10 protein-coding genes are annotated in these 19375 nt (G+C 70.4%); 7 read left to right on the top strand and 3 right to left on the bottom strand.

Annotated features, from left to right (window positions below; genetic code table 11):
• Positions 1–131: 131 nt before the first annotated feature.
• The gene (locus ACWDV4_RS27735) at positions 132–767 is read right to left on the bottom strand and encodes a uracil-DNA glycosylase (protein ID WP_449984570.1); all 636 of its coding nucleotides are present in this window, start codon (positions 765–767) and stop codon (positions 132–134) included.
• Positions 768–1012: 245 nt separating this feature from the next.
• Here ACWDV4_RS27735 and ACWDV4_RS27730 point away from each other — a divergent pair, with 245 nt between their 5' ends.
• Entirely contained in the window at positions 1013–4351 is a 3339-nt protein-coding gene (locus ACWDV4_RS27730) for a S8 family serine peptidase (protein WP_449984635.1), read from the top strand.
• Between the two features lie 202 nt (positions 4352–4553).
• The gene (locus tag ACWDV4_RS27725) at positions 4554–7874 is read left to right on the top strand and encodes a S8 family serine peptidase (RefSeq protein WP_449984633.1); all 3321 of its coding nucleotides are present in this window, start codon (positions 4554–4556) and stop codon (positions 7872–7874) included.
• Positions 7875–7942: 68 nt separating this feature from the next.
• Here the strand turns inward: ACWDV4_RS27725 and dapD are convergent, their stop codons facing one another.
• Entirely contained in the window at positions 7943–8902 is a 960-nt protein-coding gene (gene dapD, locus ACWDV4_RS27720; protein WP_449984567.1) for a 2,3,4,5-tetrahydropyridine-2,6-dicarboxylate N-succinyltransferase, read from the bottom strand.
• A 189-nt stretch (positions 8903–9091) separates the two neighbouring features.
• Between dapD and dapE the strand changes: the two genes are divergently transcribed.
• A complete protein-coding gene (gene dapE, locus ACWDV4_RS27715) occupies positions 9092–10162 on the top strand; it encodes a succinyl-diaminopimelate desuccinylase (protein ID WP_449984565.1) in 1071 nt (356 codons plus the stop codon).
• 50 nt (positions 10163–10212) lie between these two features.
• On the opposite strand, the gene ACWDV4_RS27710 is transcribed toward dapE, so the two are convergent.
• A complete protein-coding gene (locus tag ACWDV4_RS27710; protein WP_449984562.1) occupies positions 10213–10389 on the bottom strand; it encodes a hypothetical protein in 177 nt (58 codons plus the stop codon).
• Positions 10390–10572: 183 nt separating this feature from the next.
• Between ACWDV4_RS27710 and ACWDV4_RS27705 the strand changes: the two genes are divergently transcribed.
• From ACWDV4_RS27705 to ACWDV4_RS27690, 4 genes are all read left to right on the top strand, one after another.
• The gene (locus tag ACWDV4_RS27705) at positions 10573–11424 is read left to right on the top strand and encodes an LOG family protein (protein ID WP_449984560.1); all 852 of its coding nucleotides are present in this window, start codon (positions 10573–10575) and stop codon (positions 11422–11424) included.
• Positions 11425–11426: 2 nt separating this feature from the next.
• Positions 11427–11972: an LOG family protein gene (locus ACWDV4_RS27700; protein ID WP_449984557.1), complete on the top strand. Its 546-nt coding sequence runs from the start codon at positions 11427–11429 to the stop codon at positions 11970–11972.
• A gap of 109 nt (positions 11973–12081) precedes the next feature.
• Positions 12082–15513 carry an ATP-dependent helicase gene (locus ACWDV4_RS27695; RefSeq protein WP_449984630.1) on the top strand — a complete coding sequence of 1144 codons (3432 nt, stop codon included), beginning with the start codon at positions 12082–12084 and terminating at the stop codon, positions 15511–15513.
• The gene (locus tag ACWDV4_RS27690; RefSeq protein ID WP_449984555.1) at positions 15510–19022 is read left to right on the top strand and encodes a UvrD-helicase domain-containing protein; all 3513 of its coding nucleotides are present in this window, start codon (positions 15510–15512) and stop codon (positions 19020–19022) included. Before ACWDV4_RS27695 ends, ACWDV4_RS27690 begins: the two co-directional genes overlap by 4 nt.
• Positions 19023–19375 lie beyond the last annotated feature (353 nt).

Below are 19375 nucleotides of genomic sequence, written 5' to 3'. Positions count from 1 at the left end.
GACGGCCCAGGTGCTCAGCGTGCACGCAAAGGGTGATCGGTCGATTCCACCGATCGGCTTGTCGGTTATGACTGGATGAATGTCATTTGGTGGGGCAGTGCGTGGGGCGGCGTCCGCAGTGGGGGCGGGGGCTACGGTCGGCCCCGCTCGGTGGCGGTGACCCGGGCGGCGACGTCGAAGGCCCGTTCGATGTCGTCCCACAGCAGCGGGCTGGCGGTCCGGGTCCGGCCGGTGGGCGGGGCCACGGCGAGCCACGGGACCAGGTGGGCATCCTCGCGGAACTGGTAGAGCGAGAACGCCTGTCGGGCCACCTCGCCCATCGTCACCACCAGCTTGAGCTGGGGCAGCAGGTCGATGAGCCGGGCCAACCAGGGCAGTGCCGACTCGACGGTGCCGCGTTCGATCCTGCGGCGGCTGTCGGCCGGTAGCCAGGGCAGGGCCGTCCAGTGCACGCAGCGTTCCCGGGCCAACCCGGCGGCCCGATAGAACTCCCACAGGTGCGCCGAGGTCGCCTCGTCGTTGTCGAGGGAGAGCAGGGTGCTCTTTGTCGCCGCCGTCCGGGACGGGGCGTCGGACAGGAACAGCACCTCCGCCGCCACCCCGCCGAAGGTCGGGTCGACGTACGGCAACTCCTGGTGGCCGACGAGCACGCGGATCTCTTCGACGAGTCGACTGAACGGGGCGATGTGCGGCTCGTCCAGTCGGGCGAGCTTCGCCTTCACCGTGTCGGGGTCGCGGTTGGCCCTCGCGGCGCTCGTCAGGTCCATGAAGGCATCATGCCGGTACCGTCCGGCCGCAGGCCACCGGCCAGGTGGCATCGCAGAGGCAGAAACGGACGCTGGCCAGGCGATGGGCCGTACATGTCGATGCATTTGACGTTTCTGTGGTCAAGTCTTGACTTTCCGTGTTGGCGGCGGGGAGTGTCTTCCCATCGATAGATCCGTTGCTCCTTCGGACTCAGTCTCGATCCAGGAGGTACACGTTGCAGTTATCGAGAAAATTCGCCGCAGGAATGCTCGCCGCCGGTCTGGTGCTCGGCACCGGGCCGGCCGGGTGGGCGAAGCCAGCCGCCCCGACTGTCGTACCCCCGGGTGCGGGTGTCCCGGCCGGACCGTTCGCGGGGACGGCCCGGCCCGGGACGGGCACCGTCACCCTGCTTACCGGGGACCGGGTGACCCTGACCTCGTCCGGTGCTTCCACCGTCCAGCCGGCGAAGGGCCGGGAACACGTCAAGTTCTTCGTCGACCGGGATGGGGATGCGGTCCACGTGATCCCGCAGGACGCGCAGCGTCTGATCCGGGACGGCAAGCTGGATCGCCGGCTGTTCGACGTACGCGGGTTGCTTCGGCACGGCTACCACGACGCCGCCCGGGACAGCCTTCCGCTGATCGTGACGTACCGTGTCGGCGCTGCTCAGGCGGCCGGTGCGACCTTCACCGCCGCCGGTGCGAAGCGGGGTCGGGACCTGCCGGCGGTCGGCGGTGCGGCCGTGACCGTCGGAAAGGGTGCGACTACCCGGTTCTGGGGAGCGGTCACCACCGGATCGGCAGCCGTGCGGACCGACACCGCAGGCGGCATCGACCGGATCTGGTTGGACGGCAAGCGTCAGGTGTCGCTGGAGCACAGCGTCCCGCAGATCGGCGCGCCAGTCGCCCACGCCGCCGGGTTCACCGGTCGTGGCGTGACCGTGGCGGTGCTGGACACCGGGATCGACGATCAACATTCCGACCTGGCCGGCAAGGTGGCGGAGGCCCGCAACTTCAGTGACGCGCCCGACGTGCGGGACGAAGTCGGCCACGGTACGCACGTCGCCTCGACCATCGCCGGCAGTGGTGCCGCCTCGGGTGGAAAGTATCGCGGGGTGGCCCCGGATGCCGCCCTGCTCTCCGGGAAGGTCTGTGAATCGACCTACTGCACCGACTCGGCGATCCTGGCCGGCATGCAGTGGGCTGCGGCGGAGAAGAAGGCCACGCTGGTCAACCTCAGCCTCGGGGGGATGGACACCCCGGATATCGACCCGTTGGAGGAGGCGGTCAACACGTTGACCGCGCAGACCGGCACGTTGTTCGTGATCGCCGCGGGCAACGACGGTGGTGAGGGTACGGTCGGCTCTCCCGGCAGCGCCGATGCGGCGCTGACGGTGGGTGCGGTGGACCGCGACGACCAGTTGGCGGACTTCTCCAGCCGTGGTCCGCGGGTCGGTGACGATGCGATCAAGCCGGACCTCACCGCGCCCGGGGTGGAGATCGTGGCAGCTCGGGCCACCGGCACCGAGATGGGGACGCCGGTCGGGGACGGCTATGTGGCGGCATCGGGCACGTCCATGGCGACCCCACACGTGGTGGGGGCGGCGGCGTTGCTGGCTCAACAGCATCCGACGTGGAAGGCCGAACAGCTGAAGTCGACGCTCGTCGCTTCGGCGAAGCCGAACCCGGCGCTGACCGCGTTCGAGCAGGGGGCGGGCCGGGTCGACGTGGCCCGGGCCATCACCCAGTCGGTGACCAGCAGTCCGGTCGGGCTCTCCTACGGTCGTACGGCGTGGCCACACGATGATGACGAGCCGGTCGCCCGGACGGTGACCTATCGCAACACCGGGTCGACGGCGGTGACCCTGCAGTTGAGTACGCAGGTGAACGGCCCGGGTGGGGCGGCCGCCCCGGCCGGGATGTTCCAGGTTGGCGCGGCGCAGGTGACCGTGCCGGCCGGTGGGCAGGCCGAGGTGACCGTCACCGCCGACACCAGCGTGGCCAGTCCGGACGGGCACTACACCGGCCGACTGCTCGCCACCGCCGGCTCGACCGTGGTCAACACCCCACTGGCCGTCAACAAGGAACCGGAGAGCTACAACCTGACCCTGCAGCACATCGACGCGGCGGGCAATGCCAGTACGGGATATCGGACGTACGTGGTCGGGCTCGACGAGTACCGCTTCGAGATGCCGTACACGGCGAGCGGAACGACAACCATCCGGCTGCCCAAGGGGCGGTATGGCCTGAGCAGTTGGCTGGACACCCCGCAGGGCGACGAGTATGACCTGGCGGTGATCGCACAGCCGGAGCTGGCGTTGACCCGGGACACCACGATCACCCTGGACGCACGGCTGGCCAAGCCGATCGAGGTCAGCGTGCCGGAACCGACCGCCGCCCTGGCGCTGGGGACGGTGGGCTACGCCTTCAGCACGCCGTTCTGGGTCGGGAATTTCTCGGTGCTGACCGACGACTTCGCCACCGTCACCGTCGGGCAACTGGGCCGGGCCGTGCCGAGCAGCCAGTTCGCCTCGTCGGTTACCAGCCAGTGGGCACGTCCGGACGGCTCGGGATGGTTCCAGGACAGTCCATATCTGTACTCGGTCTCCGAGGCGATTCCGGGCCGGTTGCCCAACGGCTTCGTCCGGCACTACCGGCAGCGGGACCTGGCCACCGTACGGCACGAGTTCCGGGGCACGTTGCTTCCCGGGCAGTGGGCCGACCGGCTTGTGCTACCGGTACACGACGGCAACCTCGGCATGTGGACCGCTGTACTGCGTGTTCCGGTGCCCGGCCAGCGCGTCGAATACCACAACACCAAGGGCGTACGGTGGATCAGCGAGTTGCAGATGTACCGGCAGGGCGACGACGGTTGGCCGGTGCCAGAGTCGGGCCTGGTCTCCGCACCGACCGCCTATCGGGCTGGCCAGCACTACCAGCAGCGCTGGAACGGCGCACCGTACGGCCTGTCCTTCCCGGGCTGGGCGGAGACCGGGATCGTCCGGCAGGGCGACAACATGCTGGTGAACCTGCCGATGTTCGGGGACAGCGCCGGGCATCCCGGCGGATCGCCGACCACCGCCGCGCGTACGGCGTTGTACCGCAACGGCACGCTGGTCGGGGAGCTGGGCGAGCCCGGGTACGGATGGTTCGAGGTACCGCCCGAGCGGGCCAACTATCGGGTGGAGACGTCGGCTACTCGTACCGTGAGTGAGTTGAGTACTCGGGTGGAGGCGACCTGGACGTTCAAGTCCGGTCACGTTCCCGGGGACGACTTCGTCCCGGTTCCGGCGATGGTGGTGCGGTACGCGCCGAGGCTGGATGTGGCGAACTCGGCTCCGGCGGGGCGCTCGTTCGACATCCCGGTGACCGTGGCACACCAACCGGGTTCTCAGGCTGGATCGGTGCGGTCGTTGGCGGTCGAGGTCTCCTACGACGACGGGAAGACCTGGCAGAAGGCGAAGCTGCGCTCGTCCGGCAAGGGCTGGGTGGCCTCTGTCCGGCACCCAGGTCAGCCCGGGTACGTCTCCCTGCGGGCCAAGGCGGTCGACTCGGCCGGTAACACGGTGAAGCAGAGCGTGATCCGGGCGTACAAGTTGATCTGATTTTGTTGGGTGGCCCGGGTCGTCGGCGTACGTCGGCGACCCGGGCCATGTTTTGTTTGAAGTTTTTCAATAGGTGACATCCGTTTCTCGGGGGCGGAGCGTTCCTACATCGATAGACCTGTTGCTCCTTGGGCTCAATTCGATCCTGGAGGTACGCATGCACCTATCGAGAAGACTGGCGGCCGCTGTGCTCACGGTTGGCATGGTGCTTGGCACCGGGCCTGCCGGTTGGGCGAAGCCGACCGCACCCACCGTCACGCCGCCGGGCGAAACCGTCCCGACTGGACCGTTCGCGGGGGCGGCCCGGACCGGGGTGGGCACCGTGACACTGCTGACCGGCGACCGAGTCACCCTGACCCCCTCCGGTGCCACCAGTGTCCAGCCCGCCAAGGGCCGGGAGGATGTCCGGTTCTTCGTCAACCGGGAGCGGGATGCGGTGTACGTGATCCCGCAGGACGCGCAGCGTCTGGTGCGGGATGGAAAGTTGGATCGTCGGTTGTTCGATGTACGGGGACTCGTCCGGGACGGTTACCACGACGCCGCTCGGGACAGCCTGCCGTTGATCGTGACCTCTCGTTCCGGTGTGGCTGGCCGGGCTGCCGCCACGGTCAGTGCCGCAGGGGCCGAGGTGACCCGGGACCTGCCGACTGTCGGTGGTGCGGCCGTGACAGTGGGAAAGAGTCGGGCCAGCCAATTCTGGGCGGCGGTTGCCACTGGTCCAGCGGCTGCCCGGACCGATGTGTCGGGCGGGATCAGCCGGATCTGGCTGGACGGAAAGCGCAAGGTCTCGTTGGAGCACAGCGTGCCGCAGATCGGTGCGCCCGCTGCTTATCAGGCCGGGTTCACCGGTCGGGGTATCACCGTGGCGGTACTGGACACCGGTGTCGACGTCGAGCATCCGGATCTGGCCGGCAGGGTGACGGAGTCCCGGAACTTCAGTGAGGCGCCCGATGCGGGGGACGAGGTCGGTCACGGTACGCATGTGGCCTCGACCATCGCGGGCAGTGGTGCCGCCTCGGGTGGGAAGTATCGCGGGGTGGCCCCGGACGCCACGCTGCTCTCCGGCAAGGTCTGTGAATCGTTCTTCTGCACCGACTCGGCGATCTTGGCCGGTATGCAGTGGGCTGCGGTGGAGAAGCGGGCCACGGTGGTCAACCTCAGCCTCGGCGGGATGGATAGTCCGGAGATCGATCCGTTGGAGGAGGCGGTCAACACGTTGACCGCGCAGACTGGCACGTTGTTCGTGATCGCGGCTGGTAACGACGGTGCCGAGGGTACGGTCGGCTCTCCCGGCAGTGCCGATGCGGCGCTGACGGTCGGTGCGGTGGACCGGGACGACCAGTTGGCTGACTTCTCCAGCCGTGGTCCCCGGGTTGGTGATGAGGCGATCAAGCCGGACCTCACCGCGCCGGGGGTGGAGATCGTGGCGGCCCGAGCCGGTGGCACCGGCTCGGATTCGTACCGGACCGCGTCTGGCACGTCCATGGCGACCCCGCACGTGGTGGGGGCGGTGGCGCTGCTGGCCCAGCAGCATCCGGACTGGAAGGCCGAGCAGCTCAAGGCGACGCTGATTTCGTCGGCGAAGCCGAATCCAGCGTTGACCGCGTTCGAGCAGGGGGCGGGTCGGGTCGACGTGGCCCGCGCCATCACCCAGAGCGTGACGACCGTGCCGGTGAGCGTTTCCTACGGGCGGACGATGTGGCCGCACGGTGACGACGAGCCGGTCACCCGTACGGTGACCTACCGCAACCCTGGCGCTGAGGCGGTCACCCTGCAACTTGCCGCCCAGGTCACCGGCCCGGGTGGGGTTGCCGCTCCGGCCGGGATGTTCCAGGTGAGCGCAACGCAGGTAACGGTCCCGGCCGGTGGTCAGACCGAGGTGACCGTCACCGCCGACACCAGCGTCGAGAGCCCGGACGGGCACTACACCGGCCGGTTGCTGGCCACCGCCGGGTCGACCGTGGTCAACACCCCGCTGGCGGTCAACAAGGAGCCGGAGAGCTACAACCTGACCATCGCCCACATCGACGCTGACGGCACCGTACCCGTCAGTTACCTGTCCATCCTCGTCGGGCTCGACAAGTACTGGTCTGCGTATCTGTACGAACCGGACGGCACGCTCACGATCCGCCTGCCCAAGGGACGCTACGGGCTGACCAGTTGGCTGGAAACTCCACGTGCGTCCCGGATAGATCTGGCCACGCTCGTCCAGCCGGAGCTGATGTTGAGCCGGGACACCACGATCACCCTCGACGCGCGTAATGCCAAGCCGGTCCAGATGACCGTGCCGGAGCCGAGCGCGGTCACGGCCCTGGCCTACCTGGGGCACACCTACCTGGCACCCGACCTGCCGTACGACTTCGGGGCGATGAGCCCCGACCTGGAAGGCCTCTCCATCGGACATCTCGGCAAGGTGCTTCCGGACACCGAGTTTGCCGCATCGGTCGCCGCTCAATGGCTCAAGGTGAACAGCGAGGGAGAGTTCACCAACAGCCCTTACCTGTACTCGGTCTCCGAGGCCATACCCGGGCGGGTGCCGACCGGGTTCGTTCGGCACTACCGGAAGCAGGACCTGGCCACCGTACGGCAGGATCTACGGGGCACGGTGCCGCCCAACGGGGGGCTGGTCTACCGTGGCGCGATCCCGGTGCATCCGTACAACATGGGCGGTGCGGCGGTGCTCATCCGGACCGACCTTCCGAGCCAGCGCGTCGAGTACTACAACACCAACGACGTGCAGTGGACGGCAGAGATGTGGTTCGAGCGGTGGGACGATCCTGCGTCCTGGCCGGTGACGGAAACGGTCCTTCGGTCGGAGGCGACGGGCTACCAGGCCGGTAGGCACTACCAGGAACGGTGGAACGCCGCCCCGTACGGCCCCGCCTTCTCGAAGGGTGATCGGCCGTTCGCGGGGATCCTCCGGCAGGGTGACACGGTGGCAGCGAGCCTGCCGCTGTTCAGCGACAACGCCGGACACCTCGGAGATTCGCTGACAGACGCTGGTCGTACGGCGTTGTACCGCAACGGCAAGCTGGTCGGAGAAAACACCGAACCCGGGTACGGGTGGTTCGAGGTGCCGCCGGGTCGGGCAAGTTTCCGATTGGAGACGTCGGCCACCCGTAGCGTGAGTGAGTTGGGTACTCGGGTCGAGGCGGTCTGGACGTTCCGGTCCGGGCACGTGGCCGGGGATGAGCCGGCCCGGTTGCCGGCGATGGCGGTGCGGTACGCGCCGAGGCTGGACGCCACCAACGCCGCTCCCGCCGGTCAGGCGTTCGACATCCCGGTGACGGTCGTGCACCAGCCAGGCATTCCGGCTGGATCGGTGCGGTCGTTGACGGTCGAGGTCTCCTACGACGATGGGAAGACCTGGCAGAAGGCGAAGGTCCGCTCGTCCGGCAAGGGCTGGGTGGCCAGCGTTCGGCACCCGGCACAGCCCGGGTACGTCTCCCTGCGCGCCAAGGCGGTCGACTCAGCCGGTAACACGGTCACGCAGAGCGTGATCCGGGCGTACAAGTTGATCTGATCCGTTCTGGTGTTAGGAAGGGCCCCTTCCTATGCAGAAAGCGATAAGAAGGGGCCCTTCCTAACACCTCAGTCGTTGGCGTGCAGGGCGGCGTTCAGCGCGATGCCCTGGCCGGTACGAGGCTTGGCTTCCAGCGCCCCGGTGACCGAGTTGCGCCAGAACAGCAGCCCGTCGACGCCGGAAAGTTCGCGGGCCTTGACCACCCGACCATCTGGCAGGGCGACCTTGGAGGCGGCGGTGATGTAGCAGCCCGCCTCGACCACACAGTCGTCACCGATCGAGAAGCCGACCCCGGAGTTGGCTCCGAGCAGGCTGCGCTCGCCGATCCGGACCTTCTCGGTGCCACCACCCGAGAGAGTGCCCATGATCGATGCGCCGCCGCCGATGTCCGACCCGTCGCCGACCACCACACCCTGCACGATCCGGCCCTCGACCATCGATGTGCCGAGGGTGCCGGCGTTGAAGTTGACGAAGCCCTCGTGCATGACAGTGGTCCCGGCAGCCAGATACGCGCCGAGCCGGACCCGGTCCGCGTCGGCGATCCGTACGCCGGAGGGGACCACGTAGTCGGTCATTCGGGGGAACTTGTCCACCCCGTAGACCGACAGGTACCGGCCGGCGGCCCGCTCGATCACCCGCAGCTCGTCCACCCGGTCCGGCGGGCACGGCCCAGCCGAGGTCCACGCCACGTTGGCCAGCGCCCCGAAGATGCCGTCGAGGTTCAGCTCGTTGGGTCGCACCAGGCGGTGGGAGAGCAAATGCAACCGCAGGTACGCGTCGGACGCGCCGGAGATCGGATCATCCAGCGACTTGATCTCGGTGACTACCTGCACCGTACGCAGACCCGGCAGTGCCCGATCGCCGATCGCTCCCGGTGGCAGGTCCAGTACGTCTCCAGAGTCCTCACCGGCTACCAGGGGTAGCGGGCCGAGTCCCAGCTTGCCGGTCGGGTACCAGGTGTCGAGCACCTGGTCGTCCGCGGTGATGGTGGCCAGGCCGATACCCCAGGCGGGCTGCACATTACTCACGGTGTTGCCCTTTCGTTCGTGAACTGCGGGGCTCGCAAGCTCGCTCCTCGCCCTCACGGTGTCGCCTTTCGTTCGTGAACTGCGGGGCTCGCAAGCTCTGCTCGCATTCCGGCATCGCCGCGTCCCACGCGAGCGATCCCTGAACGCTCGCTCCTCGCCCTCACGGTCTTGAAGGTACCGTTGGGCAGCATGAACAACCCGCTCACCCCCGATGTGTTGGCCGATCCGGTGGCGCTGACCCGCGCTCTGGTGGACATCGAGTCCGTCTCGTTGAATGAGAAGTTCATCGCCGACTGCGTCGAGGAGGTCCTCCGGTCCGCCCCGCACCTGACCGTGCAGCGGTACGGCAACACGGTGATGGCCCGTACGGAGTTGGGTCGGGCGCAGCGGGTCGTGCTGGCGGGGCACCTCGACACCGTGCCGCACAACAACAACTTTCCGTCGACGCTGCGTGACGACCTGCTCTACGGCTGTGGCACGTCGGACATGAAGTCGGGGGTCGCGTACGCGCTGCACCTGGCGATGACCGTGCCGAATCCGCGCTACGACGTGACGTACTTCTTCTACGAGGCGGAGGAGATCGAGTCCCGATACAACGGGCTGTTCCTGGTCTCCCAGGCGCACCCGGAGTGGCTGGCGGCCGACTTCGCGGTGCTCCTCGAACCGACGTACGGCAAGGTCGAGGCGGGTTGCCAGGGCACCATGCGGGCGATGGTGAGCACCACGGGACGACGGGCGCACTCGGCCCGGTCCTGGCGGGGGGTGAACGCCATCCACGCGGCCGGTGACGTGCTGAACCGGTTGGCGGCGTACCAGGCGCGGACCGTGGAGATCGACGGGTGCACGTACCGGGAGGGGCTGAACGCGGTTCGCATCCAGGGTGGGGTGGCCGGCAACGTGGTTCCCGACCGGTGTGAGGTCGAGGTCAACTACCGGTTCGCCCCGGATCGCAGCGAGGAGCAGGCGCAGGCGCACGTACGCGAGGTGTTTGCCGGTCTCGACGTGACGGTGACCGACTTGGCGGGGGGTGCGTTGCCGGGGTTGACCGCGCAGCCGGCCCGGGAGTTCCTGGCTGCGGTCGGTGCGGCACCGGTGGGGAAGCTGGGCTGGACGGACGTGGCGCGGTTCGCCGCGCTGGGCATCCCGGCGTTGAACTTCGGGCCGGGTGACCCCAACCTGGCGCATGCTCCGGACGAGCACGTCGAGATCGGCAAGATCCGGGAAGGGGCCGCGACCCTGCATCGCTGGCTGGCCGGCTAGCCAACGATCGTGCGGCCGGACTGCTGGCCGCCGATCATGTGGCTGGCCTGCTAGCTGCTGATCATGGCCCCTTCGCCGAGCCGGGGGTCCGCCGCGATCGGCGCCGGGTTGGCAGTCTCGGCTGCGGCGGCATCGTGTTGCCGGGCCAGCCGGCGCTCGGCCACCACGTCCCGGATCCGCCGGCGCATCTGTCGGCGGATCCGCGACATCTCGCTGTTGCTCATCATGGTGTGCCCTCCCCCAAAGGCGCTCCGACGGCGCATGACGCCGTATCTACCCAGTATGTAAATGGTGAGACGCGTCAACCACCGGTTTAGTTGCCCCGGATCCCCGACAATTCGTCGAGAATCTTGCAAAGGGGGTGGATGGCCGAAGTACGCGGTCTGGCCCTCACCACTACCGTTGACCCCATGAGCCACAGCAAGAGTCCGAACACCGACCGCCAACCCACCCCGGAGCGGCATCGCGGGGCGGTCACGCTGCGGCGGCAGGTCATTCCGAAGAGTACCGCCGACCAGCGGTTGCTCGACTCCCGTAGCCGACAGGAGTGGAAGACCAAGGACGCCTGGCGGGCCCTGCGGATCCTCTCCGAGTTCGTCGAGGGCTTCGACACCCTGGCCGATCTGCCGCCTGCGGTCAGCGTCTTCGGCTCCGCCCGGAGCAAGCCGGACAGCCCGGAGTGCCGGTTGGCCGAGGAACTGGGTGCCGCGCTCGCCCGAGCCGGCTACGCCGTGATCACCGGTGGGGGGCCCGGGGTGATGGAGGCGGCCAACCGGGGGGCCAGCGAAGCGGGCGGGCTCTCGGTCGGGCTCGGCATCGAGTTGCCGTTCGAGCAGGGCATCAACGACTGGGTAGACCTGGCCATCGACTTCCGGTACTTCTTCGCCCGCAAGACCATGTTCGTCAAGTACGCCCAGGCGTTCGTCGTACTCCCCGGCGGTTTCGGCACCATGGACGAACTCTTCGAGGCCCTGACCCTGGTGCAGACCGGCAAGGTCACCCGGTTCCCGGTCGTGCTGATGGGGGAGAGCTACTGGCGAGGGCTGCTCGACTGGCTGCGCGCCACGATGATGACCGACGGCAAGATCAGCCCGGTGGACCTCGACCTGATCTGCGTCACCGACGACGTGACGGCCGCGGTACGGCACATCGTCGACGCCGATGCGGCGCTCGGTGCCGAGCGGGAGGCGGTCCGGGAGACGGCCGTCGCCCAGACCGAAGCCAGCCAGGAGTCGCCTTCCACCACGTCCGAGGAGCGCTGAGAATGGCTGCGGTCTGTGTCTTCTGCGCCTCCTCCATCTCCCTCGACCAGCGTTGGCTCGACCTCGCCACCCAGACCGGCACGGAGATCGCCCAACGGGGCCACACTCTGGTCTCCGGGGGTGGCTGCGTCGGCATGATGGGTGCGGTGGCCGATGGGGCGCGGGCCGGTGGCGGCCACACCCTGGGCGTCATCCCGCAGGCGTTGGTCGACCTGGAGGTCGCCGACCTGAGCGCCGACGACCTGATGGTCACCGACGGGATGGCCAGTCGTAAGACAGTCATGATCGACAAGTCGGACGCCTTCCTCACCCTGCCCGGCGGGCTCGGCACCCTGGACGAACTCTTCGAGGTGTGGACCACGGCGACCCTGGCGATGCACCGCAAGCCGGTGGTGCTGGTCGACGCGGACGGCTTCTACCGGGGGCTGCTCGACTGGCTGCGGAGCCTGCCCGACCAGGCGTTTGCCAAGCCGGGCGCGATGGACCTGCTGATAGTGGTCGACTCCGTGCCTGCCGCGTTGGACGCGATCGAGGCGCGGCTCGGCTGAGAATCCTGCCGACAACGCGGGAGGGGCGCGGCTCGGCTGAACCCTGCCGACAACGCGGGAGGGGCGACCTGCCCCGGGCCCGTCACACGCACGTGATGAGATGAGCGACATGCAGGCGTACCGGCTGGTCCGCCGGCCGGCCGACGCCGCGCCGGCGCACCTCGACGACGCCCGGCAACAGGAGGTCGTCGCACACACCGGCGGTCCGCTGCTGGTGCTCGGCGGTCCGGGCACCGGCAAGACCAGCACGCTGGTCGAATCGGTGGCGGCCCGGGTGGCTGAGGGAACCGACCCGGAGCGGATCCTGGTGCTGACCTTCGGTCGACGGGGAGCCACCGCCCTGCGCCACCGGATCGAGGGGCGGGTGGCACAGGGCGAGCACCGGGTGGTGCACGAGCCCCTGGTCCGCACCTTTCCGGCGTACGCCTTCGGGTTGCTGCGCCGGGCGGCGGCCGAACGCGGCGAGCCGTCCCCGCGGCTGCTCACCGGGCCGGAGCAGGATCTGATCATCCGCGAGTTGCTGGACGTGGTCGGCGAGGAGGGCGCGGACGACCCGTTCGGCTGGCCGACCGACCTGCGGCCGGCGCTGCGTACCCGGGCGTTCGCCGCCCAGTTGCGGGACCTGCTGCTGCGCGCCGCCGAGCGGGGGGTCGGACCGGTGGAACTGGCCCGGATGGGCGAGAAACTCGGCCGAGCCGACTGGCCGGCCGCCGCCCGGTTCCTCCGGGAGTACGTCGCCGTGTTGGCCCTGCGGGACGTGACCACCCGAGGCTCGGTCGCCTACGACAACGCCGAACTGGTCCGGGCCGCCGCCGGGCTGCTCGCCGACGACCCTGAGCTGCTGGCGGCGGAGCGCCGCCGGTTGGCGTACGTCTACGTCGACGAACTCGCCGACACCGACCCCGCCCAGCTCGACCTGCTTGCCCTGGTGGCTGGTGGTGGCAAGCCACTGGTCGCGTTCGCCGACCCGGACTCATCGACGTATGCCTTCCGGGGTGCCGACCCGGCCGGGGTGAGCACGTTTCCGCACCGGTTCCGCACCGCCTCGGGGGCGATCGCGCGCACCGTCGTGCTGACCACGTCGTACCGGGCGGGGACCGAACTGCTTGCCGCAGCCGGCCGGGTCGCCCGCCGGCTACGCGGTCCGATCGCCCACCGCCAACTGACCCCACTACCCGACGTCGAGCCGGGCACCGTCGAGGTACGCACCTTCCGGTCCAGCACCAGCGAGGCCGCCTACCTGGCGTACGCCCTGCGCGCCGCGCACCTGCTCGACGGCGTGCCCTGGTCCCGGATGGCGGTGGTGGTCCGCTCCACCGTCGTGCAGCTGCCGCCGATCCAACGGGCCCTGCACGCGGCCGGGGTGCCGACCGTCGTGCACGCCGAGGACCTGCCGTTGCACCTACAGCCCGGCGTCGCCCCACTGTTGCTGCTCCTGCGCTGCGCCCTGGAACCGGATCGGCTGGACGAGGAGGCGGCGGTCGCGTTGCTGCACTCGCCGCTGGGCGGGGCCGATCCGCTGGCGGAGCGGCGACTGCGCCAGGGGCTGCGGGCGCTGGCGCTGGCCGGGGGAGATCGCCGCCCCTCCGGCGAGCTGCTGGTCGAGGCGTTGCGCGACCCGGCGGAGCTGGTCGCCATCGAACGGCGGTGGGCGGCCCCGGCCCAGGCGGTCGCCGGGCTGCTCGCCACCACACGGGAGGCTGCTGCGAAGCCGGGCGCCACCGTCGAGGACGTGCTGTGGGCGGTGTGGCGGGCCAGCGGGCTGGCCGAACGCTGGGCCGGGGCGATCTCCCGGGCGAGTGGGGGCATCCGGGGCGGTGAGCTCTCCTCGGACGGGGTCGGTTCCTGGGTGGGGCCGATCCCCGGCGAGGGCGGCGGCGGACCGGACTGGCGGGCGGCGGCAGCCGACCGGGACCTGGACGCGGTGGTGGTGCTCTTCGACGCCGCCGCCCGGTTCGTGGACCGGTTGCCGGGTGCCCGTACCGAGGTCTTCCTCGACCACGTGCTGGGCCAGCAGCTTCCCGCCGACACGCTCGCTCCGAGCGCCGACCGGGGCGAGGCGGTACGACTGCTCACCGCCCACGCGGCGAAGGGACTGGAGTGGGATCTGGTAGCCGTCGCCGGGGTGCAGGAGGGGATCTGGCCCGACCTGCGCCTGCGGGGCAGCCTGCTCGGCTCGGAGCGGCTGGTCGACGTACTGGCCGGTCGGGGCGAGGGGGCCGGTGCGGCGGTGACTTTGGTCGGGCAGACCTCGGCGCTGCTGGACGAGGAACGGCGACTGTTCTATGTGGCGACCACCCGGGCCCGGCGGCGGCTCCTGGTCAGCGCGGTGGCCTCGGCGGCGGTCGGCGGTGCGGATCACGAAGAGCAGCCGAGCCGGTTCCTGCACGAACTGCACCCGTACGAGCCGCAGGACCCCAAGCCGCATGGCTCCGGGCCGGACGACTCCGGCCCGCATGAATCCGGGCCGGACGAACGGCCGGGGGCGTTGCCGGTCGGGCGGCCACCTCGGGCGCTGACCCTGCCGGCCCTGGTCGCCGAACTGCGTACCGCCGTGGTGGACCCGGCGGCCCCGCTGACCCGGCGGCGCGCGGCCGCCGCCGAGCTGGCCCGGCTCGCCGCCGCCGGGGTGCCCGGTGCACACCCGGAACAGTGGTGGGGGCTGCGGACGCTCTCCGACGACCGGCCGCTCATCGACGAGGGGGAAGCGGTCAAGGTCACCCCGTCGAGCATGGAGAGCGCGCTGCGGTGCAGCCTGCGCTGGCTGCTGGAGAAGCATGGCGGCAGCGGCCCGGCCAGCGCCGCACAGGGCGTCGGCAACCTGGTACACGCCGCCGCCATGCTCGCCGAGGACGCCAGCGCCGACCGGGAGCGGCTGCTCGAATACGTGGCGGCCCGGTTCGACGCGATCGAGCTGGCCGCCCGGTGGATGGCCGGCCCGGAACAGAGCCGCGCCGAGGCGATGGTCGACAAACTGCTGCGCTGGCTGGCCGGCAACCCGCGCCGGCTGCTCGCCATCGAGCACGAGTTCGCCGTACGTCTCGACGACCCCAGCCGGCCGATCGAGCTGACCGGCCGGGTGGACCGGTTGGAGATCGACACCGACGGTCGACTCGTCGTGATCGACCTCAAGACCGGCAAGTCGACGGCGGTGACAGCGCCCGAACTCGCCGAGCATCCCCAGCTCGGTGCCTACCAGGCGGCGGTGGAGGCGGGGGCGTTCACCGAGTTCGGTGCCGAGTCCGGTGGGGCGGCCCTGGTGCAGCTCGGTACGGGTACGAAGGATGCCCGCGAGCAGTCCCAGGTGGCGACCAGCGAAGCGGCGGAGGTCGGTTGGGCGCAGGCGATGGTGCGGCGTACCGCCGACACGATGGCCGCCGCGACCTTCTCGGCGGTGACCAACTCGAAGTGCCGGGTCTGCCCGGTACGGAGCAGCTGCCCGGTCTCCGGCCAGGGCCGACAGGTGGTCGAGCCGCCCACCCGGCTGGAGCCGCCGGGGCAGCGTCAGCCGGGGCAGCGACAGCCAGGGGAGAAGTCTTGACTCAGCCGTCCCTGTTCGCCCCGGCCCCGCCGCAGCGAACGGCCGACGCCGGCCCACGCTTCACCCCGGTGGAGCTGGCCCGGTTGCTCGGTCAGCCCGCCCCCACCCGGGAACAGGCCGCGATCATCGCCGCCCCGGTCGAACCACTGCTGGTCGTGGCAGGTGCCGGCTCCGGCAAGACGGAGACGATGGCCGCCCGGGTGGTCTGGCTGGTGGCCAACGAGCACGTCCGCCCCGAGCAGATCCTCGGTCTCACCTTCACCCGCAAGGCGGCCGGCGAACTTGCCCATCGGGTTCGTACCCGCCTCGACCAGCTGATCCGGCGGCTGGGCCGGGAAGGGCGGGTGCCCGGCGGCGACCAGCTCGGCGGGGAACCGACGGTGGCCACCTACCACTCGTACGCGGCCCGGGTCGTCACCGAGCACGGGCTGCGCGCCGGCTACGAACCCGCCACCCGACTGCTCACCGAAGCGTCCCGCTGGCAACTGGTCGACCTGCTGGTGCGCAACTACGACGGGGACATGTCCGAGGTGGACCGGGCACCCGGCACCATCACCGATGCGGTGCTGGCGCTCGCCGGTGAGCTGGCCGAGCACCTGGTCACCCCGGACGAGCTGGCCGCCTGGACCGGGCGGTTCTTCGCCGAGGTGCAGTCCCGACCGGGCAAGGTCTACGCCGACGTACGCAAGGCACTGACCATCCAGCAGATCCGGCTGCGGCTGCTGCCCCTGGTCCGCGCGTACGACCAGCGGAAGCTGGACTTCGAGGCGATGGACTTCGGCGACCAGATGGCTCGGGCCGCCCGGGTCGCCCGGGACCATCCCGAGGTCGGGGCGATCGAGCGGGACCGCTACCGGGTGGTGCTGCTCGACGAATACCAGGACACCAGCCACGCGCAGGTGGTGCTGCTGCGCTCGCTCTACGGCGGTGGTCACCCGGTCGCCGCGGTCGGTGACCCGTGCCAGTCCATCTACGGCTGGCGGGGCGCCAGCGCCGGCACACTTGACCGCTTTCCGGGCGAGTTCACCCGGCGCGACGGCCAACCGGCCGAGGCGTTGACGTTGACCACGAGCTGGCGTAACCGCCCCGAGATCCTCGGCGTGGCCAACGGGCTCTCCACCCCGCTGCGGGCGGCCGGGGCCCGGGTCGCCGAGCTGGCCGCCGCGTTCCGGGTGTCCGAGCCGATTCCGCTGCGTACGCCGGGCGGGGCGGCCGGCGGCACCGTCCACTGCGCGCTGCTGGCGACGTATCAGGACGAGGCGGACTGGATCGCGGACAGCCTGCTCGCCGCGTGGCGGGGTGCGGCCCGGATGCCCGACGCGCTGCCCGAGCACATTCCGCTGGAGCTGCGGCCGACCAGCGCGGTGCTGGTCCGGGTACGTAGCCAGATTCCCGCCATCGAGGATGCGCTGCGGGCCCGGGGCCTGCCGGTCGAGGTGGTCGGGCTCGGCGGGCTGCTTGACACCCCGGAGGTACGCGACGTCGTCTGCACTCTGCGGGTGCTGTCCGACCCGACCGACGGGGCGTCGCTGCTGCGGCTGTTGACCGGTGCCCGGTGGCGAATCGGTCCCCGGGACCTGGTGGCGCTGCACCGTCGGGCGAAGGAGATCGTTGCCGCCCGACTGGAGATGCCCGGCCGCTCCCCGGACGAGCCGGAGATCGTGGTCGACCGGCTGGACGAGGCCACGCTGATCGAGGCGCTGGCCGACCTGGGGGCGGCGCAGAACTATTCGGCGGAGGGCTACGCCCGGCTGCGCGCGTACGGGCGGGAACTGGCATTGCTGCGCTACCGCCTCGACCAGCCGTTGCCCGATCTGCTCGCCGACGTGGAGCGCACCATCGGTCTGGACGTGGAGGTGGCGGTCCGGGCTGGTGTGGACGGGCGCGGCGGGGATGCCGGCCTGGCCCGGGGACATCTCGACGCGCTGGGTGACGTGGCCGCCCGGTTCGCCAGCGACTCCGGCGGCGGGCAGCTCTCCAGCTTCCTGGCCTTCCTCGCCGCCGCCGAGGACGAGGAGCGCGGGCTGGCCCCAGGTGAGGTGGAGGTGGTGGACGGGGCGGTGCAGATCCTCACCGCGCACGCCGCCAAGGGCCTGGAGTGGGACGTGGTCGCGGTGGCCGGGCTGAGCCGAGGGGTCTGGCCGGGGCCGGTCCGCAACTCCGACCACTACCTACGCGGGCTCGGTGTGTTGCCGTTTCCGCTGCGCGGCGACGCGGACGGGCTGCCCGAGTTGGATCTCGACAGTGCCGAGGACCAGAAGGGGGTGGCGCGGGCGCTGACCACCTTCATCGAGCACTGGTGGGCACACGACGAACGCGAGGAGCGTCGGCTGGCGTACGTCGGGGTGACCCGGCCCCGGCGGTTGCTGCTCTGTTCCGGCTACTGGTGGGGGGAGGGTACGAAGCGGCCTAGGGGCCCGTCGGTGTTCCTGCAGGAGGTGTACGACTGCTGCCTCGACGGCCAGCGTGCCGGTGGCCCAGACGACGGCTACGTGATCGACACCTGGGCACCCGAGCCAGCCGGGGACGCGGTCAACCCGACTACCGAGGTGGTGTTGCGGGCCGAGTGGCCAGCCGATCCGCTGGGTGCCCGCCGGCCGGTGATGGCCGAGGCGGCGAACCTGGTCCGGCAGTTCCTTGTCGCTGGCCCACCGCTGCCCGAGTCAGGCCGGCCGCAGTCCGAGTCAGGCCGGCCGCAGTCCGATCCTGGGCTGTCGTCCGAGGCTGGGCCGATGGCGGAGGCTGGGCCGATGGCAGAGCCTGGGCCGACGACGGATGCGACGGCCGGATCGGCCTCAGCCGAGGTTGATCCGGACATTGTGCGGTGGCGGCAGGAGGCCGACCTGCTGCTCGCTGAACGGGACCGGCTGGCATACCGGCACGGGCCGGTCGAGGTGGCCCTGCCCGGCCACCTGTCCGTCTCGCAGCTGGTGGCGTTGCGCCGCGACCCGCAGGCGCTGGCGCGTACGCTGCGTCGCCCGATGCCAAGCCGGCCCGACCCGTACGCCCGCCGAGGCACCGCCTTCCACGCCTGGCTGGAGCAGCGGTTCGGCGCGGATCGTCTGCTGGACGTGGACGAACTGCCGGGCGCGGCCGACGAGGACGCCGCCCCCGACGAGGCGTTGATCGAGTTGCAGGAGCGGTTCCTGGCCAGCGAGTGGGCGGACCGGGTGCCGATCGAGGTGGAGGTGCCGTTCGCCACGGTCGTCGCCGGGGTGGTGGTCCGGGGTCGGATGGATGCGGTGTTCACCGCCACTGGTGGCCGGTACGACGTGGTCGACTGGAAGACCGGTCGCCAGCCCTCCGGTCCTGAGGCGGCTGCTGCGGCGGTGCAGTTGGCCGCGTACCGGCTGGCCTGGGCGGAATTGGCCGGAGTCCCGGTCGAGCTCGTGCGGGCGGCGTTCCACTACGTCCGAGAGGGCACCACCGTACGTCCGGCCGACCTGCTCGACGCGGATGGGCTGGCCGCGCTGGTGGCCGGACTGCCCGAGGCGGTACTGCCCAGCTGACCCCTGGTCGGGCAGGGCCGACCCCAGGGCTGGGCCAGAGCTGGGCCAGAGCTGGGGCAGGGCTGACCCCAGGGCTGACCCCAGGGCTGACCCCAGGGCTCGGGCATGGGTGGGGCAGTTTTCCCAAGCTGGCGGAGATGGATGCCTGTGCTAGGATGATCGAGTTGCAGTTTTGGTTCCCAGAGACTCTGTGTGCGCCTGGCGGGATTGTGGCCCCAGGCGCGCTTTGTTGTGTCCGGAGTTCTCCGGGCGGGGCGACCAGCGCGACACCGATCCGCGCAAGTCGGCGCGGACGACCCTCCTCGGATCCGCTGCACAAGCGGGCCCGATCGTTCCGTCAAGGAGACGAAACA

The sequence above is a fragment of the Micromonospora sp. NPDC003197 genome (genome assembly GCF_053590565.1).
Note: the sequence above shows the minus strand (reverse complement) of the source record. Positions and strands in the feature narration are given on the sequence as shown.

Bases quoted from the DNA above. Each gene is read 5' to 3' on its own strand.
- dapE (WP_449984565.1), top strand. From the start codon at position 9,092: ATGAACAACCCGCTCACCCCCGATGTGTTGGCCGATCCGGTGGCGCTG.
- ACWDV4_RS27705 (WP_449984560.1), top strand. From the start codon at position 10,573: ATGAGCCACAGCAAGAGTCCGAACACCGACCGCCAACCCACCCCGGAG.
- ACWDV4_RS27710 (WP_449984562.1), bottom strand. From the start codon at position 10,389: ATGATGAGCAACAGCGAGATGTCGCGGATCCGCCGACAGATGCGCCGG.
- ACWDV4_RS27700 (WP_449984557.1), top strand. From the start codon at position 11,427: ATGGCTGCGGTCTGTGTCTTCTGCGCCTCCTCCATCTCCCTCGACCAG.
- ACWDV4_RS27735 (WP_449984570.1), bottom strand. From the start codon at position 767: ATGGACCTGACGAGCGCCGCGAGGGCCAACCGCGACCCCGACACGGTG.
- ACWDV4_RS27730 (WP_449984635.1), top strand. From the start codon at position 1,013: ATGCTCGCCGCCGGTCTGGTGCTCGGCACCGGGCCGGCCGGGTGGGCG.
- ACWDV4_RS27695 (WP_449984630.1), top strand. From the start codon at position 12,082: ATGCAGGCGTACCGGCTGGTCCGCCGGCCGGCCGACGCCGCGCCGGCG.
- ACWDV4_RS27725 (WP_449984633.1), top strand. From the start codon at position 4,554: ATGGTGCTTGGCACCGGGCCTGCCGGTTGGGCGAAGCCGACCGCACCC.